This window comes from Pseudarthrobacter sp. MDT3-1, from assembly GCF_054510755.1.
On record NZ_JBTNDX010000011.1, the window covers coordinates 44,710 to 60,990 of the forward strand.

The 16,281-nt window shown below is 65.2% G+C and carries 15 protein-coding genes; 11 read left to right on the forward strand and 4 right to left on the reverse strand.

Going from position 1 to position 16,281, the window contains the following annotated elements; genetic code table 11:
* Positions 1–8 precede the first annotated feature (8 nt).
* Positions 9–1,148, reverse strand: a complete 1,140-nt coding sequence (locus tag ACX80X_RS10535) for a VIT1/CCC1 transporter family protein (protein WP_252599402.1) — start codon at positions 1,146–1,148, stop codon at positions 9–11.
* A gap of 268 nt (positions 1,149–1,416) precedes the next feature.
* Between ACX80X_RS10535 and ACX80X_RS10540 the strand changes: the two genes are divergently transcribed.
* Positions 1,417–1,641 (forward strand): hypothetical protein, encoded by a 225-nt coding sequence (locus tag ACX80X_RS10540; protein WP_252599401.1) that lies wholly within the window; start codon positions 1,417–1,419, stop codon positions 1,639–1,641.
* 135 nt (positions 1,642–1,776) lie between these two features.
* Here the strand turns inward: ACX80X_RS10540 and ACX80X_RS10545 are convergent, their stop codons facing one another.
* A complete protein-coding gene (locus ACX80X_RS10545) occupies positions 1,777–3,318 on the reverse strand; it encodes a sodium:solute symporter family protein (RefSeq protein ID WP_248762230.1) in 1,542 nt (513 codons plus the stop codon).
* Positions 3,319–3,602: 284 nt separating this feature from the next.
* Between ACX80X_RS10545 and ACX80X_RS10550 the strand changes: the two genes are divergently transcribed.
* Positions 3,603–4,178, forward strand: coding sequence for a helix-turn-helix domain-containing protein (locus ACX80X_RS10550; protein WP_058929916.1), 576 nt, complete (start codon positions 3,603–3,605; stop codon positions 4,176–4,178).
* Between the two features lie 325 nt (positions 4,179–4,503).
* The gene (locus ACX80X_RS10555) at positions 4,504–5,229 is read left to right on the forward strand and encodes a FadR/GntR family transcriptional regulator (protein ID WP_252599399.1); all 726 of its coding nucleotides are present in this window, start codon (positions 4,504–4,506) and stop codon (positions 5,227–5,229) included.
* Between the two features lie 49 nt (positions 5,230–5,278).
* Here ACX80X_RS10555 and ACX80X_RS10560 read toward each other — a convergent pair whose 3' ends face one another.
* On the reverse strand, positions 5,279–6,400 hold the full coding sequence (locus tag ACX80X_RS10560; RefSeq protein ID WP_252599398.1) for a Gfo/Idh/MocA family protein: 1,122 nt from the start codon (positions 6,398–6,400) through the stop codon (positions 5,279–5,281).
* Positions 6,401–6,402: 2 nt separating this feature from the next.
* On the reverse strand, positions 6,403–7,605 hold the full coding sequence (locus ACX80X_RS10565; RefSeq protein WP_459311931.1) for a Gfo/Idh/MocA family protein: 1,203 nt from the start codon (positions 7,603–7,605) through the stop codon (positions 6,403–6,405).
* Positions 7,606–7,925: 320 nt separating this feature from the next.
* On the opposite strand from ACX80X_RS10565, the gene ACX80X_RS10570 reads away from it, so the two are divergent.
* The 8 genes from ACX80X_RS10570 to ACX80X_RS10605 all read left to right on the forward strand — a co-directional run bounded on the left by ACX80X_RS10570 (position 7,926) and on the right by ACX80X_RS10605 (position 16,247).
* Positions 7,926–8,903: an ABC transporter permease gene (locus ACX80X_RS10570; RefSeq protein WP_252599396.1), complete on the forward strand. Its 978-nt coding sequence runs from the start codon at positions 7,926–7,928 to the stop codon at positions 8,901–8,903.
* Positions 8,900–9,697 carry an ATP-binding cassette domain-containing protein gene (locus tag ACX80X_RS10575; protein ID WP_252599395.1) on the forward strand — a complete coding sequence of 266 codons (798 nt, stop codon included), beginning with the start codon at positions 8,900–8,902 and terminating at the stop codon, positions 9,695–9,697. Before ACX80X_RS10570 ends, ACX80X_RS10575 begins: the two co-directional genes overlap by 4 nt.
* Before the next feature lie 16 nt (positions 9,698–9,713).
* Positions 9,714–10,667, forward strand: a complete 954-nt coding sequence (locus tag ACX80X_RS10580) for a sugar ABC transporter substrate-binding protein (RefSeq protein WP_459311934.1) — start codon at positions 9,714–9,716, stop codon at positions 10,665–10,667.
* 191 nt (positions 10,668–10,858) lie between these two features.
* Positions 10,859–11,677: an HpcH/HpaI aldolase family protein gene (locus ACX80X_RS10585; RefSeq protein WP_256470834.1), complete on the forward strand. Its 819-nt coding sequence runs from the start codon at positions 10,859–10,861 to the stop codon at positions 11,675–11,677.
* Positions 11,678–11,723: 46 nt separating this feature from the next.
* Positions 11,724–12,896 (forward strand): M24 family metallopeptidase, encoded by a 1,173-nt coding sequence (locus ACX80X_RS10590; RefSeq protein ID WP_252599392.1) that lies wholly within the window; start codon positions 11,724–11,726, stop codon positions 12,894–12,896.
* Positions 12,897–13,074: 178 nt separating this feature from the next.
* On the forward strand, positions 13,075–14,139 hold the full coding sequence (speB, locus tag ACX80X_RS10595) for an agmatinase (protein WP_056347317.1): 1,065 nt from the start codon (positions 13,075–13,077) through the stop codon (positions 14,137–14,139).
* 5 nt (positions 14,140–14,144) lie between these two features.
* Positions 14,145–15,839, forward strand: coding sequence for a thiamine pyrophosphate-binding protein (locus ACX80X_RS10600; RefSeq protein ID WP_252599391.1), 1,695 nt, complete (start codon positions 14,145–14,147; stop codon positions 15,837–15,839).
* Between the two features lie 177 nt (positions 15,840–16,016).
* Positions 16,017–16,247, forward strand: coding sequence for a hypothetical protein (locus ACX80X_RS10605; RefSeq protein WP_252599390.1), 231 nt, complete (start codon positions 16,017–16,019; stop codon positions 16,245–16,247).
* Positions 16,248–16,281: the final 34 nt, after the last annotated feature.

Genomic DNA, 16,281 nt, shown 5'->3' on the forward strand with positions numbered 1-16,281 from the left:
GGCCGTTGCTAACCCACCACGGTGCCGAAGGCCAGGCCCAGCACATAGGTTACGGCGGCGGCGCCCAGGCCGATGCCCAGCTGGCGCAGCCCGCGCGTCAGCGGCGACGTCCCGGACAGCAGGCCCACGATTCCGCCGGTCGCCAACAGCGCCAGCCCCACCAGCACCGCTGCCACCACCAGTGCGGTCACCCCGGTCAGGCCGAACAGGAACGGCAGGATGGGGACCACGGCGCCGGACGCGAAAAAGCAGAAGCTGGACAGCGCCGCCCCCCACGCGGTGCCCACGGCCTCGTGCTGGTCCACTGCCTCCGGCAGCTCGGGCTGGAGCGACAGGCTGGGATCGCAGTCGCAGCTCAGCAGCCCCATGCGTTCGGCCACACGGTGTGCGGCCGCTTCGTGGGACATCCCGCGCGCCAGGTAGACGAGCATAAGTTCGTTGTGTTCGATGTCCAGTTTCGGGGCCGCCGCGAGGGTGATCTGGGTGGGACGCGTGGCCGCCAGGAGCTCGCGCTGGGACCGCACGGAGACAAACTCGCCCGCGGCCATGGACATGGCACCGGCGAGGAGCCCTGCCACACCGCTGAGCAGCACCACCCCGCTCGCCACTCCCGAAGCGGCCATGCCCACAACGAGTGAGAGGTTACTGACCAAGCCATCATTGGCGCCAAAAACGGCGGCACGGAACGTCCCGGCGAGCCGGTTGCGGCCACGGGTTGCCAGGCCTCGGACCACTTCCTCATGGATCTGTTCATCCGCTGCCATGGCATCCGTGGCGTTGGGATCCAAGGCGTAGGGGGAGCGGCCTTCAGCGCGCTGGGCGAGGGCCAGAACGAAAACGGAGCCGAAGTGGCGGGCCAGGAAGCCCAGGAACTGGCTGCGGAGGGACGCCGGCCGGGATTTTTGGGCGTGGTCGCCTAGAAGCGTGAGCCAGTGGGCCTCGTGCCGTCCTTCGGCTTCGGCGAGGGCCAGCAGGATGGCGCGCTCTTCGCCGTCGCGGTTCTGGGCGAGATCGCGGTAGACGGCGGCCTCTGCCCGTTCGTCCGCCAAGTACTGGCGCCACCGGCGGATGTCGGCCTGTGTGGGCTGCGGCGCGGATGGATTGGGTTCCGCGGGCCGGGCTTGGCTGGGATTGGGGTGCTGAGACACGCAAGGCTCCTGTGCTGGATGGGCATGGTTCGGCCCCATTGCACCGCCCAGCCTACCGCGGAATTCCGCGGATTTTCGGCTGGCTGCCCTCACTGCGGAGTTTAGGTTTCCCTCAAAATTCGGCGGTCTGCCGCGTGTGCCCGGACGGGTTGCGCCGGCTCTTGACCGGGCCCACCGCCGGTGCTGTGATGAAGGAGTGGCGTCCGCCCGCGCCCACCGGCGGCGCCCATCAACAAAGCACGTCAGGCGAACAAACGGAGGTCGAATCATGAGCACCACCGGACAGCACCCGGACATGCCGCACCTGGAATCTGTTGAATCGGATCCCGCTTACGACTACGCCGAGGACGTCCCCATCAGCGTGGACGACTGGGACGCCGAGGACGAATTCCTGGACGCCGACAAGGTGGTGGTTCCCACGCCCCCGGTGGCAGTCGACGCCGAGGAGCGCGTGGTTCCACTCGACGAGGACGAGTTCCGCGGAACCGAATAGAACGAACGACGGCGGCACTCCGGTTCGCGGGGAAGCGAAGGGGAATGCCGCCGTCGTACTTAACTCAGTGAAGCTGCGGGCTCAGTGGCCGCCGGTGACTGAGCCTGTTATCTCCGGTGATCGAGCCTGTCGAGATTAGTGGCTCGGGTGGCTGGCGACCGGGTGGGCCTCCATGGGCAGCTCTTCGGTGACCGCTCCTGCGACCCGCTTCTCCCAAGCCTCGCGGACCTCGGGGTCCGTGGGAGGCGTGAGCAGCGAGATCACGATGTACGAAACCAGCGAGGCGCCGAGGCCCCAGTAGATGGGTTCGTTGGCGTAGACGCCGTCAACGCTGGGGATGACTCCGACGGCGTACATGATCAGCAGGGCCAGGGTCAGGACCGAGCCAACGGCCATGGACCAGGCGGCTGCGATGCCGGTGCCGCGCTTCCAGACCAGGCCGCCGAGGATGGCCACCAGCAGGCCGCCCACCAGGATGTCGTAGGCGATGGTCAGTGCCACGACGACGTCCTGTGCCGCCATGGAGATCAGCACGGCCACGATGCCCAGGCCAAGGACCCAGTAACGGTTGGCCTTGACGTCGTGCTCGGGGTTTTCGGTGTCGTCGGTGTTGATCGTCTTGCCGAACCAGCTCGCGACGAACGGCACCACGTCGGCGCGGGCCACCGTGGCGGCGGCGATGAGGGCACCGGAGGCGGTGGACATCATGGCGGCGACTGCGGCGGCCATGACCAAGCCGCCGATGCCGATCGGCAGGATCTGGGTGGCGACTTCGGCGTAGACAACGTCCTTGCCGAGGTTGGCGACGTCGATGTCGGGCAGGGCCACGCGGGCGGCCAGGCCGATCAGGGCACCGGCGACGCCGTACAGGATGCAGTAGACGCCGGCCGTTGCGCCGCCCCAGCGGGCCACGGTGGGGGTCTTGGCGGTAAAGACGCGCTGCCAGATGTCCTGGCCGATCAGGAGGCCCAGGGTGTAGACCACGAAGTACGTGATGATGGTCTGCATCCCGATGCCATCAAGCTGGAAGAAGCTGGCGTCAACGCGGCTGCGGATGCCGTCGAAGCCGCCGGCGGCGTTGAGCGTGAACGGCAGCATCAGGGCGAAGATGCCCACGGTCTTGATGATGAACTGCACCTGGTCGGCCAGGGTGATGGACCACATGCCGCCGATGGTGGAGTAGACCAGGACGATGGCGCCGCCGACTGCGATGGCGAGCCAGCGCTCCCAGTCGAACAGGACGACGAAGATGGTGGCGTAGGCGCCGGTGGAGGTGGCGCAGAGCATCAGGGTGTAGGCCAGCATCACGATGCCGGAGGTCTGGGTGGCGCGCTGGCCGTAGCGCAGGCTGAGCATCTGGGAGACCGTGTAGATCTTCAGCCGCTGGATGGTGCCTGCGAAGAGCAGGCTCAGGAGGAGCACGCCCGCGCCGATGGCGACCACCAGCCACATGCCGGAGATGCCGAACTTGTAGCCGAGGCCGACGCCGCCGACGGTGGAGGCACCGCCCAGGACGACGGCGGCCATGGTGCCGGTGTAGAGCAGGGGGCCGAGGCGGCGGCCGGCAACCAGGAAGTCGCTGTTGTTCTTGGTGCGGGACTTGCCCCACCAGCCGAAGGCCAGCATGGCGATGAGGTACACCACCACGATGGCGATGTTGACGAAGTTGGCGTCCATTTGGGGCTCCTTGGAGCTGATCTGCAGTGTGTCTGGAATCCCGGCGGCGCTGCTGGGGAAGCCGGTATTCTGCTGCTCTTGTGGAATTGGGAGGAAGAGTTCCTCAAATATTGCCTCACAGGCAACACTTGTTGCCCAGAATCGTATGCTGTGACCGACGCAACAGTCAAGGTCGGCCGTAGTATCTGTTGTTCGCCGCGGCGCCCGCCACGTCACACGGGCCGGCTGGCCATTAGGATTGCTCCAGAGGTGGGGCCGCACCGCCGGCCACGAAAGGTCTGCACATGAAGGCACTGCCAGTTGAGCCGAGCAACGTTCCCGTTGCCATCGGTTCCCGAATCCGTGCCGCCCGGCAGTCGCAGCGGCTGACCATCGAGCAGGTTGCCGACGCCACCGGCCTGACCAAGGGCTTCCTCAGCCGCGTGGAACGTGACCTTACGTCGCCGTCGGTCGCGTCCCTGGTGACGCTGTGCCAGGTCCTGTCCATCTCGATCGGCGACTTGTTTGTGGCCCCGGAAACCCACCTGACCAAGCGGGACGAAGGCCCACGGATCTCCCTGGGCGGCGAAGGCATCGTGGAGCGGCTGCTGACTGCCCGTTCCGAACGGCGCATCCAGATCATCCAGGCCGTCATCGAGCCGCATGGCCGCGGCGAGGCTGAGCTTTACGCCGTGGACTGCGACGTGGATGTGCTCCATGTGATCAAGGGGCGCATCCGGCTGATCCTGACCAATGAGGAATACGAGCTCAGCACCGGCGACACCGTGACATTCCCGGGCCGCGAACCGCATACGTGGGTCAATCCCACCGACGAGGCCGTCGAAGTTCTCTGGGTCCTGGTCCCCGCCGCCAGCCGGTAAAGCCGCTGCCGCTGGGTGACATGCGGCATGAATCGCGTTCCCCTGGGCCAGTTCTTTTGCGACGGCACGTGACGTGAGTGTCCGCGGTTCAGGAGGCGGGCGGTTGGTGACCAGCAAGCCGTCGCGGTTCCAAAGTTGTGTGCCGCGCGTCGAGCATTGTCGAAACGCTGCAAACATCCGGGCCAGGCCGAGGAAAAGATTGGGCCCGTATATGCTGGCTTCACCCAAATTGCACGGCCGGAAGTGTTGGGAATATGGCTAATCCGACATAGGATTGGTTCACCGGTCTGCCATTAGACTGGGGACCGTCGGCTGAGGAGTAGGCATGAGTTTTTCACTTGCGGAGAAAGGTGCGGGCAGGGATACCCCGGTCCGTCAGCCGGCGAGCCAGGAAATAGTCAAGCGCCTCCTGGATGCGTTGCTTTCCGGGGATGTTGCCCCCGGTTCGCGAATTCCGTCGGAGAGGACGCTGGCCGAGGAACTTAAGGTCGGGCGGGGGATGATCCGGGAGGCGATCAAGTCGTTGAGCCTGCTCGGCCTGCTCGAGCAGAGGGTCGGGGACGGCACGTACCTGAGCAAGTCCAGTTCGGATCTGCTGCCACAGGTCATCGAGTGGGGTCTTCTTCTCGGCGAGAAGCGTTTTGATGATCTGCTGGAAGCGCGGTTCATCCTAGAGGTCCAGCTGGCGGGGCTCGCCGCCACGCGCAGGACTCCCGAGCAGCTGGCAACCATCCAGGCCCTGGCTGAAACGATGCGCCTTGCCGAGGATGACATCGACACCTATGTCCAGGCAGACATCGCGTTTCATCTGGAGATCGCCCGTGCCAGTCACAACATCGTTCTCTGCGGGGTCCTGGAGAATATCCGGTCGCTCCTGCAGGCCTGGGCTTCGCGAGTATTGAGGACGGCGGGGGAAACCCGGACCTCGTATGCCGTGCATGAACCCATTCTGAGGGCCATTGAGGCTTCGGACCCGGAAGCGGCTGCCGCGGCCATGACGGCCCATATGGAACGGGCGACCAAGCGTCTGAAGGCCAGTTTCCCAGTGTAGAAATGACAGAAAAAGCGGTGGAGGACCTGAAGGTCCTCCACCGCTTTTCTTATGCGCTGAATGCGACGGGGAGTGTGCGCCGTTCTTTTGCGGCGCGTTCGATGGTGTCGACGATTTCGGCGACCCGGTAGCCGTCTTCAAAGGTTGCTGCGACGGAATCGGTGAGTTGGCCGCTGGCCAGTCCGAGCATGTCGTGGGCTTGGTGGGCGAAGCATTCGTTCCATCCGAGCGGGTGGGAGCCCTGGACGCCGCCGGGAAGCCAGAATCCTTCCAGCGGGTGTCCGGGGCGGCTCACCATCTGTGTCATGGGTCCCTGGCCGGGGCGGCGGATCGTGAGTTCGTTGAGCCGTTCCATGTTCCAGGCGATCGAGCCTTTGGTGCCGTCGATCTCGAATTCACCGGTCAGTGCGTGGGATGCGACGACGCGTGATGCCTCGAATGATGCTGTTGCCCCGTTTTCGAGCCGGCCGATGGCGATGAACGAGTCATCGTTCACGTCGGTGATCAGCTGTGCCGGGTCAACGGTCCAGGTGCCTGTGAGTGCGGCGATTTCCTGGACCTCTCCGACCAGGAACCGGGCGAGGTCGATGTGGTGGGAGCCCAGGTCGCCGATGGCGCCGGCTCCTGAGCGGCCGCGGTCAAAGCGCCAGCTGACGGAGCCGTCGGGGGCGAGCATGTTCATCAGGAAGCGGGAGCGGAAGTGCCGGATTTCGCCCAGCTCGCCTGAGGCGATGAGTTCGCGGGCGAACTGGACGGCGGGGATGAACCGGTGCATGAATGCGCACCGGTGTTCGACGCCGGCTGCGGCGACGGCTTTCCACAGCTTGTAGGCAACGTCGCCGGAGGACGCGAGGGGTTTCTCGCAGAAAACGGGGATTCCGGCCTGTGCCGCGGCGATGGTGGGCGCCGAGTGCAGGTCGTTGGGTCCGGCGTTGACGAAGAGGCCGAGGTCCTCGCCGAGGAGGTCGTTCCAGTCGTTGTGGGTGGCGGCCCATCCGTAGCGTTCGGCGATGTCGGCTGCTGCGGCCTGGTTCACGTCGGCGATGGCCACGAGATCGGCGCGCACCTCGGGCTGCAGCCGCGAGTATCCGGCGTTGCTGAAAGCGAGGGAGTGCATTTGTCCGATGAAGCCGGCACCGAGTTGCCCGACCCGCACAGTCGTCTTAGTCATGTTCAGTTCTCCAATGAGGCGGTGAGCGGCTGGGTATTGAAGGTCACGGGGACCTGCTGGTCGTGGGACCGGACCGCAGCGTCGATGAGGCGCATCGTGCTGAGCCCGTCCTGGGCAGTAGGCAGCGCCTGGAGGGCGGCGCCCGGGTCTTCGCCGAGCAGTTTCAGCAGGACGGCGCTGAAGAAGTCGCGGTAAATGTTCGCGAAGGCCATCAGGTAGCCCTCCGGGTGGCCGGGGCGGATGCGGGTGGCCCCCCGGGACTGCTCGCTGGTGCTGTCCAGGGCGCGTGCGATACGCGTCGCCGCCTGACCCGGGCGGTACAGCCACAGGTATTCCGGCGATTCCTGCTCCCACTTCAGTGCACCCTCGTCCCCGTAAATGCTGAAGGCCAGACCGTGGTCATTGCCGGCGGCCACGAAGCTTGCCCACAGCCGGCCGACGGCGCCGCCGCTGAACCGCAGGGTCAGATAGGCGTTGTCATAGATTTCGCGGCGCTCCGCGACGGTCGTGAGCTGGGCCGATACTTCGGTGACCCGTTGGCCGGTGACGTACTCGACAATGTTGTGGGCGTGCGAGCCCACCTCCCCGAGCACAACGGCCTTCCCCATGGATGATGGCTTGAAATGCCAGTGGCGTTTGGTCGGATCCTCCGGCTCGCGCAGGACCCCGGGGTCGCCGGCGGCGAATTGGCCTTCAATGAGCGTGATGCGTCCGAGGGCGCCGGAACGGATGAGTTCGCGGGCCTCCCGGACCATCGGGTAGCCGGTGTAGCAGTGCGTGACCGTGAACATCGCTTCGGATTCCTCCGCAACGCGGGCGAGGTTTTCGGCCTGTTCCAGGGTCGAGGTCAGGGGCTTTTCGCAAAGAACGTGGATCCCGGCTTCCAGGAAAGCGGCGGAAATTTCGGCATGGAACTGGGGTGGGGTGATGACCACGACCGCTTCGATGCCGTCCTCGCGGGCCAGCTCCGAGGCCAGCATGTCCTGCCAGGTGGGATACCGCCGCGTCGGGTCGATCAGCAGCGCTGCGGCAGACGCATCGGCAACTTGGGGATCGATGCTCATCGCACCGGCGACGATGTCGGCCAGGCCGTCCACGCGCAGGGCCAGGAGGTGGGTTTCACCGATGACGGAGTCCAGGCCGCCTCCGATGATGCCGAAACGGACGCGGCGTCCGAGACGTGAAACAAGCGATTCGTGGGACATGGGTCTGCCTCTTCGTCGAGTGAACATGCCGGGCAGCTGCCCGTACACGCTTTCATGCTAGGCCGATCCGAGGCAATGGGCAACCGGTCGACCATTAATTTCTGCAATGGCTAACCAATTTCGAGCAAATGGTAGACCGGTGAACCATTGGGGCGTAGGCTGTGATTTATGCCACGCAAATCAACATTCCCCTCGTGGGGAACGACAACCCGGCCACCGGAATCTGTAGGAGCGTCATGAGCAATACCACAGCGATATCCCCGCCAAGGGCTACACGGCCCAGTGGGGGCGGTTCGGCCATTTCAGCAGCCTTGTGGCTGATGAAACTGGGCCCGGTCCTGATCCTGGTGGTCCTGGCCATCGGAATGACCATAGCCAACCCCGTCTTCGCCTCGGCCCGGAACCTGCAGAATCTCTCGATGCAGTCCGCCTCCATTGCCATTCTCGCCCTGGGCATGCTGCTGGTGATCCTGACCGGCGGCATCGACCTCTCGGTCGGCTCAATACTCTCCCTGAGCAGCGTCGTCGGGGCCACTGCCTTCGTCACCGGCCTCGGCAACGGCCTGCTGGTGATGGGCGTGATGATCCTCGTCGGCGCCGCGGCCGGATGGATTAACGGTGCGGTGTTCGTGCTGGGCAAGATACCCAGCCCGTTCATCGTGACCCTGGCCATGCTAAGCGTCGCCAGCGGACTGGCCCTGTCCATCTCCCGCGGACAGCCGATCATCGGCGTACCGGACGAGGTGAACTGGCTCGGAAGTGCTTTCATCGGCCCCATCCCGGTATCCCTGCTGTTCGTCGCCGCATTGGCAGCCGCCGTATATGTTCTGACCCGCAAAATGACCTGGGGCCGGTGGATCTACGCGATCGGCAGCAATGAGGAAGCGGCCCGCCGAGTCGGAATCCCCGTCCGCAAAGTGCTCATCTCGGTCTATGTCTTTGCCGGAGTGTCCGCGGCGCTGGCAGCGATCATCGTCTCCGGACGCACCAACTCCGGCTACCCGACGGCCGGGTCCCTGGCCGAACTTGACGCCATCGCAGCCGTCATCATCGGCGGCGCCAGCTTCACCGGCGGCCGCGGCGGAATCAGCAACGCCCTCATCGGGGCGCTCACTCTGGCGGTCATCCGCAACGGGCTGAACCTCCTCGGCGTCGATCCCTTCCTGCAGATCGTCATCATCGGCGTCACCATCGTCCTGGCTGTCCTGCTCGATGTCTACCGCACCCGCGCCGAAGGACGCTTCCGGGCCATTCTGGCCGAGAAATCAATCCTGGCCGACAAAGGAGTCAGCGCATGAACACCACCGAAGCCCCCGTCCTCGAAGTCCGCAACGCCGTCAAGCGCTTCGGCAACGTCGTTGCCCTTGACGGGGCCTCGCTCACGCTGGGCCGCGGCGAGATCCTGGCCCTGCTCGGCGACAACGGAGCCGGCAAGTCCACGCTGGTCAAAAGCATCAGCGGCACGCACCAGATCGACGGCGGTGAAATCCTCATCAACGGTGAGCCTGCGTCCTTCCGCAGCAGCGCCGACGCCCGGGCAGCCGGGATCGAAACCGTCTACCAGGACCTGGCCCTCTTCGACAACCTTCCCGCATCGGCGAACTTCTACGCCGGCCGGGAACTCGTCGGCCCCGGCCGGTTCTCCCGCGGCTGGGGGTTCCTGAAGAACCGCGGCATGCAGGCCGAAACCACCAAGCTGCTCGAGGAACTGAAAGTCAGGATCCCCAGCATGACCATGCCGGTCGGGCTCATGTCCGGCGGACAACGCCAGGCAATCGCCGTGGCGCGGGCCGTGGCCTTCGCCAAACAGGTCGTCCTGCTCGACGAACCCACCGCCGCACTGGGCCTCCGCGAAACCCGAAAGGTGCTCGATCTGATCAAGACCCTTCCCGCGCGCGGTATCTCCGTCATCCTCATCTCCCACCAGCTCGACGACGTCATCGAAGTCGCCGACCGCGCCATCGTCCTGCGCCGGGGCCGGGTCGTCGGCGAAGAAATACCCAGCGCCGCCACCCATGAACGGCTCGTCTCCCTCATCGTCGGGGGCGCTGATGCAACAGCTGCCCGCGAAAAATCAGACTCAACCAACTAGTCAGCAGGAGAATCACATGAAACAACTTAAATGGCTTGCCGCCAGTGCGCTGGCCGGATCCCTCGCCCTCTCAATGACCGCCTGCGGCGGAAGTCCCGCAGGCCCCGGCGGAGAGAGCAAACCCAAAGTCGGCGTCATCCTCAAGACCGCCAACGCGTACTTCAACGCCATGAGCGATGGCATCAACGCCATGCCCAAGGATGGCATCGACTTCCTGGGCGTGGAGGCCCCCGGCGACGGCAAGGACGCGCAGCCACAGATCACCGCCATTGAAGGCATGGTCACCCGCGGCGCCAACGCCATCGCTATCGCACCCATCGGGCCCCAGGTCCAGCCGGCCCTGGACCGTGCCGTCTCGCAGGGCGTGAAGATCGTCCTGATCGACAACGACCTCCCGGGCTGGAAGGGCGCCTCCAGCTACATCGGAACCGACAACCTGGCCGGCGGCACCAAAGCCGGCAATTACATCAACGAACAGCTCAAGGGCAAGGGCACGATCGCCATTATGTCCGGCGTCCCCGGAGTACCCGCACTGGACGCCCGCGTCAACGGAGTCCTCGACGTCCTCAAAACGACCGACATCAAGGTCGTCAACACCCTCTCCACCAACTGTGACCAGACCAAGGGCGTTGACGTAATGCAGGCCTTCGGATCCGCCAACCCTGAGGTGGACGCCATCTACAGCGCCTGCGGCCCGCCCGTCCTGGGCGCCATCGAAGCCCGCAAAAAGTCCGACCCGTTCAAGGAGAACCTGCTTCTGGTCGGTTTCGACGCCCTTCCCGATGAAGCAAAGGCCATTCTGGCGGGCACGCAGACGGCCAGCATTGCCCAGTTCCCCAAGAAGATGGGCACCACGGCTGTGACGACGGCCGCTGCTGCCGCGCGCGGGGACAAGGTCGAAGCCCGGATCGACACCGGAACCGAGGTTGTCACCAAGGACAACGCCCAAAAGTTCACCTCCTTCCAGTAACCCGGAAACGGAGTACGCGCAGTGCCGGGTCCTCGATGTGAGCGGCCCGGCACTGCGTGGCCGCAGGCGCACAGCCCGAACGGACCGACACCGGCAGCATCCGGAGCGGGTAACGCCCTTCGGGAAATCATCTCCATCCAAACGTATGTGCATCACGACGGCGCCCCCGCGCGTTGAAGAATCGAAGGATTATGACAGCAGACCATTCCCTCCGGGACAGAATTTCCGCCGGAGACTGCCTCTACGGGCTCATTGTAAAAATGCCGAATCAGCCCATGGTTGAAATGGCCGGTTATACCGGTTTCGACCTGGTCATGATCGACACCGAACACGGCATGGCCGATGATTCGGCGCTGGAAAACCATCTGCGGTCGGCCAGGCTGGCCGGCGTGTCAACGCTTGTCCGCCTCGGCCACAATGATCCGCTCCTGATCCTGCGCGCCCTCGATGCCGGCGCCACCGGCGTCGTCGTTCCCCACGTATCCACCGCCGGGGAAGCCGCTGCCGCGGTCGCCGCCGCACACTATCCGCCCATGGGCACACGGGGCCTGGCTGTCAGTACCATCGCCGGCCACCACGGAACGGTGCCGCTGAAGACCCACCTCGACGCGGCGGCGGCAACGACCTTCGTCGTCGCCCAGGCAGAAGACAAAGAAGCCTCCGCCAACAGTGCCGCCATCGCCGCCGTCCCGGGCCTGGACGCCGTCTGGATCGGCCCCAGCGACCTGTCCATGTCCCTCGGACTGCCGGGCCAGACCGCCCACCCGGTCGTCGCGGCCGCCATCGAGCGCATAGCCGACAATGTCACCAGCTCAGCGGACTGCGCCCTGTGCGTCATCGCGGACTCGACCGAAGAGGCAGCCTCCTGGGCACAACGCGGCGCCAGGATCATTCTCTTCAACTCCACCAAACTCCTCGCCGACGCATTCCGCGGCGCCGTGGGCAGCGCCAGAGACGCTGTTCAGGCGGCGGATGCCGGCCCGGGGATGTCCACGAGTTCCCTCACATAATTGGTCGCATCGGCGACGAATAACAAAACGAAGTCTGGAGTATCCAATGGCAGTTTCGGTACCTTTCGATGAGCAGTACCTCGAGGACCTTATGGAGGGAGCGGGCATTGATGCCCTGCTCGCCACGACAAAACACAACGTGCAGCATCTGCTGGGCGGCTACCGGTTCTTCTTCTTCGCTCATGCTGACGCCACCGGGGTCAGCCGCTACCTTCCCGCCGTCGGAATCGTGCGGGGCAAACTCGATGACTCCTTCTACATCGGAGCAGGCAACGAGGACTGGGGAACCGCGGGCGGAGCAATCTGGGTATCCGATATCCAGAACATCAGCTGGACCAGTATCGACACGGCCCGGGCCGCAGCGGCGGCTCTGGAGAAGCGCGGGCTCGCCCGCGCCACAATTGGGGTTGAGAAGTCATTCATCCCCGCGGACGCCCTCGACACCCTGCGCGAGCTCCTTCCCGCAGCGACATTCGTGGAGGTCCATCCGGTTCTGGAATCCCTTCGCGGGGTCAAGTCCGAGAGAGAACTTGAGCTGGTCCGTATCGCGTCCCATGGCATCATCGATTCAATGCAGGCCTCGTTCGGCCTGGTCCAACCCGGAATGACCAAACACGACATCGCCGAGATCTTCCGCCTCGAGCAGACCAGGAGAGGCCTGTTCTACGAATACGCCCTGGTGACTCTCGGCGGAGGATCCATGAACCGGTCCCCGTCCTCCGATGTGTGGCGCTCAGGCACCAGCCTGTCGATCGATTCCGGGGGCATGTACGAGGGATACATCGGCGATCTGTCCAGGATGGCAATTGACACCGAGCCCACCGCGCGACAGACCGATCTGCTGGCACAGATCGAAACCGTGCAGCAGGAGGCACGGACCGCTGTCGCTGCAGGCAAACGCGGCGGCGACATCTTCGTTACAGCGCTCGACACGATCTCGAAGCTGCCTGATGGTGCCAACATGAAATTCGTCGCCCATGGAATGGGCCTGATCACCCACGAAGTTCCCCGGCTGACCTCAACCGGACCCGTTCCCTATTTCGGGGCGCATGCGAATGATCCGTTGAAGTCCGGCATGGTCCTCTCCATCGAGTCGTGGTTCGAGGACCACGAGTCCGGATTCATCAAGCTCGAGGACACATTGATCGTGACCGACGACGGCTGGGAAGCTCCCGGCGACTCCGCACGCGGGTGGAACCGCACCGGCGCAGGCCTCTAGCCCACCGGTGGTCCGTCCGGAAAACACCGGACGGACCGCCGGACCATTAACCCAGGCGGGAACGGTCCGCGAGGCCCCGCCCGGACGGCGTTCTTGTAAACAACTGATGCGCATAAGGAAACTTCAGGCTATGATGGCTGTCACACCCGCCGATCAATCCTCGAAGGAGAGGCTCATCTTGAAAGAGCTGCGCATCGAAGCCAACGGCAACCTTGGCCCCATCGATTCATCCCGTATCCCGCGCTATGCCGGCGCTGCAACCTACGCCCGCCTGCCGCGCCTGGACCAGGTGGCCAAGGCTGACGTGACGGTGGTGGGAGTGCCCTTCGACTCGGGTGTTTCGTACCGCCCCGGCGCCCGTTTCGGGTCCAACCACATCCGGGAAGCGAGCCGCCTGCTCCGGCCCTACAACCCGGCCTGGGACGTCAGCCCATTCGAAAACATCCAGGTGGCCGACGCCGGCGACATGGCGGTCAACCCGTTCAACATCAACGAAGCCATCGAAACCATCCAGCAGAATGCCCTGGACCTCACCGCGGCCGGCAGCAAGCTGGTGACGCTCGGCGGGGACCACACCATCGCCCTGCCGCTGCTCCGCGCGGCTGCCGAGCGGGCTGGCGGACCCATTGCCATGCTGCACTTTGACGCCCACTTGGACACCTGGGACACCTACTTCGGCGCCGAATACACCCACGGCACCCCGTTCCGCCGGGCCGTTGAGGAAGGCATCCTGGACACGGAAGCGATCAGCCACATCGGCACTCGCGGCCCGCTCTACGGCAAAAAGGATCTCGACGACGACCATCGCTTCGGGTTCGGCATCGTCACCTCCGCGGACGTCTACTACCAGGGCGTCCTGGAGACCGTTGCCAAGGTCCGCGACCGGATCGGCAACCGCCCGCTCTACATCTCCGTGGACATCGACGTCCTGGACCCCGCACACGCGCCGGGCACCGGAACCCCCGAGGCCGGCGGGATCACCAGCCGCGAACTCCTGGAGATCATCCGGGGCTTCCGCGGCATGAACCTGGTGGGCGCCGACGTCGTCGAGGTTGCTCCTGCATACGACCACGCCGAAATCACCGGCGTGGCAGCCAGCCATGTGGCCTATGAACTGATCACCCTGATGGCGGACAATGCTGTTGAAGGTGACCGGTTCGGGACCGCCAACGGCTACGCCGCCCAAGCTCTCGGCCAAGAAGCCCGCCAACCTGCCGGTTTCGCCGCCGGAACCAAGGAATAGCCACCATGATTGATTTCGATCCGGGCACAGCAGCACCTACCAAGGGGACCAGCCAGCGCAACGGCGGGGACCTCGTCGTCGAAACCCTTGAAGCGCTCGGCGCCAAGACCGTCTTCGGCATCCCGGGCCAGCACGCGCTCGGCCTGTTTGACGCCATGGGCCGCGGCAACCTGCACTTCGTGTCCTCCCGCGTGGAGAACAACAGCGCCTTCGCCGCGGACGGGTACTCCCGCGCCACCGGCGAAGTGGGCGTGCTGTTCCTGTCCACCGGACCCGGTGCACTGACGTCCCTGGCCGGCCTGCAGGAGGCCTACGCCACGGGTGTGCCCATGGTGGTGGTGGCCAGCCAGATCCCGCTCGAAGGACTAGGCGCCCGCCGCAAGGGCATGCTGCACCAGCTCGATGACCAGAAGGCCTCGGCCGCGAACGTCACCAAGAGCCAGCGCCTGATCCAGCACGCGTCCGGCATTCCGTCGGCCATCCAGGATGCCTGGACCGAAGCCATCTCCTCGCCGCAGGGCCCGGTCTGGCTGGAAATCCCGCAGAACGTGCTGCTGGATCCCATCATGGTGCCCCCGGTGGAGGACGCGCTCGCCGAAGCAGCGGACAACCCGCCGCGCGTGGAGCTGGTCCGGGAAGCAGTGAAATGGCTGTCGACGGCGGAACGTCCCGCCATCATCGCCGGTGGAGGTACCCGGCGGGGCCGGGCCGAAAAATCGCTGCTCTCGATTGCCGAAAAGCTGCGGGCGCCGGTCATCTGCACTCCTGGCGGCAACGGCGCGTTCCCGTGGACCCATGAGCTTTCTCTGCAGTCCTGGATCGAGGACCGGCATATGACGGACCTCCTGGAAGATGCCGACGTCCTGATTGTCATCGGCTCGTCCCTCGGTGAAGTCACGTCCAACTACTTCACGTTCGCGCCCCGCGGCCGCATCATCCAGATCGACGCTGAGCCGCGCGTCCTCGAATCGAACAGCCCCGGTCTGGGTATCCGTGCCGACGCCGGCCAGGCCCTCGCCGCCCTCGACGAGGCCCTGATTGCGCCCGTCGACACCATCCGCAGCTGGCACGGGACCGCCCCGGAGGACCTGGTGAAGGACTCGCTCGCCAAGGTCAAGGCACGGCTGGAATCCCAGGACCTGGGCAAAGAGCTGAAGTTCATGGCCGACATCCGCGAAGCCGTCCCCGCGGACATGCAGACCTTCTGGGACATGACCATTTCCGCGTACTGGGGCTGGAGCTGCTGGGATGCCCGGCAGGGCCAGTTCCACTCGGCCCAGGGTGCCGGTGGCCTGGGCTACGGCTTCCCGGCAGCCATCGGCGGCGCCGTCGGGCTGGAAACAGTCGGCAAGCCCGGCCGGGTCCTCGCCGTGTCCGGTGACGGTTCATCCATGTACTCCATTTCCGAACTCGCCACCGCCAAGCAGCACAACATCCCGGTCACCTGGCTGATCGTGGACGACGGCGGCTACGGCATCCTGCGTGAATACATGGTGGGCGCGTTCGGGAAGGCCACGGCCACCGAGCTTGCGCGCCCCGACTTCGTCAAGCTCGCCGAAGCATTCGGTGTGCCGGCCACACGGGTGGCCCCCGAGGACGTCGGGGACGCGCTCAAGGCGGGCTTCGCGGCGGACGGACCCAACGTCGTCGTCGTCGAAACACTGCTCAAAATGTTCGGCCCCACCCACCTGGACGACTGAACACCCAGCACCAAAGCACCCGCTCCACCACAGCCCCTGCTCTACCACAGCCCCCGCTCCACCACAGCGCGAGAGGACACTTGAGGCCCCATTCCAAAGGGCCCCAAGTGTCCTCTCGCGCTTTAAGAGCTGGGTTACGTCATCCGGCGGCAGGATCCCGACGACGGCCGCGCCCAGTTGGTTGCCCTGTCGCCGGCCGGCGCTGACAAGCTCCGGAAGATCGAAGAGCGCCGCACGGCCACGCTGCAGGAGTACCTCAGCGATTGGAGCCAGGAGGATGCCGAAGACACGGCACTGATCCTGACAAAACTCTCGGAGTCCCTCAAGCATTCAGCCCGGGCACATGCACTCCCGGCACCTTCAACCGCGGCACCAGCCGCCGCACCCCAGAACCTCCAGGAGCACTGATATGTCGAGCCAACCCGCCGCACCGCCCTTGGCT

Excerpts from the sequence above, each read along its gene's own strand:
- ACX80X_RS10540 (WP_252599401.1), top strand. The coding sequence starts at position 1,417 with ATGAGCACCACCGGACAGCACCCGGACATGCCGCACCTGGAATCTGTT.
- ACX80X_RS10545 (WP_248762230.1), bottom strand. The coding sequence starts at position 3,318 with ATGGACGCCAACTTCGTCAACATCGCCATCGTGGTGGTGTACCTCATC.
- ACX80X_RS10550 (WP_058929916.1), top strand. The coding sequence starts at position 3,603 with ATGAAGGCACTGCCAGTTGAGCCGAGCAACGTTCCCGTTGCCATCGGT.
- ACX80X_RS10555 (WP_252599399.1), top strand. The coding sequence starts at position 4,504 with ATGAGTTTTTCACTTGCGGAGAAAGGTGCGGGCAGGGATACCCCGGTC.
- ACX80X_RS10560 (WP_252599398.1), bottom strand. The coding sequence starts at position 6,400 with ATGACTAAGACGACTGTGCGGGTCGGGCAACTCGGTGCCGGCTTCATC.
- ACX80X_RS10565 (WP_459311931.1), bottom strand. The coding sequence starts at position 7,605 with ATGTCCCACGAATCGCTTGTTTCACGTCTCGGACGCCGCGTCCGTTTC.
- ACX80X_RS10570 (WP_252599396.1), top strand. The coding sequence starts at position 7,926 with ATGAAACTGGGCCCGGTCCTGATCCTGGTGGTCCTGGCCATCGGAATG.
- ACX80X_RS10575 (WP_252599395.1), top strand. The coding sequence starts at position 8,900 with ATGAACACCACCGAAGCCCCCGTCCTCGAAGTCCGCAACGCCGTCAAG.
- ACX80X_RS10580 (WP_459311934.1), top strand. The coding sequence starts at position 9,714 with ATGAAACAACTTAAATGGCTTGCCGCCAGTGCGCTGGCCGGATCCCTC.
- ACX80X_RS10585 (WP_256470834.1), top strand. The coding sequence starts at position 10,859 with ATGACAGCAGACCATTCCCTCCGGGACAGAATTTCCGCCGGAGACTGC.
- ACX80X_RS10590 (WP_252599392.1), top strand. The coding sequence starts at position 11,724 with ATGGCAGTTTCGGTACCTTTCGATGAGCAGTACCTCGAGGACCTTATG.
- ACX80X_RS10600 (WP_252599391.1), top strand. The coding sequence starts at position 14,145 with ATGATTGATTTCGATCCGGGCACAGCAGCACCTACCAAGGGGACCAGC.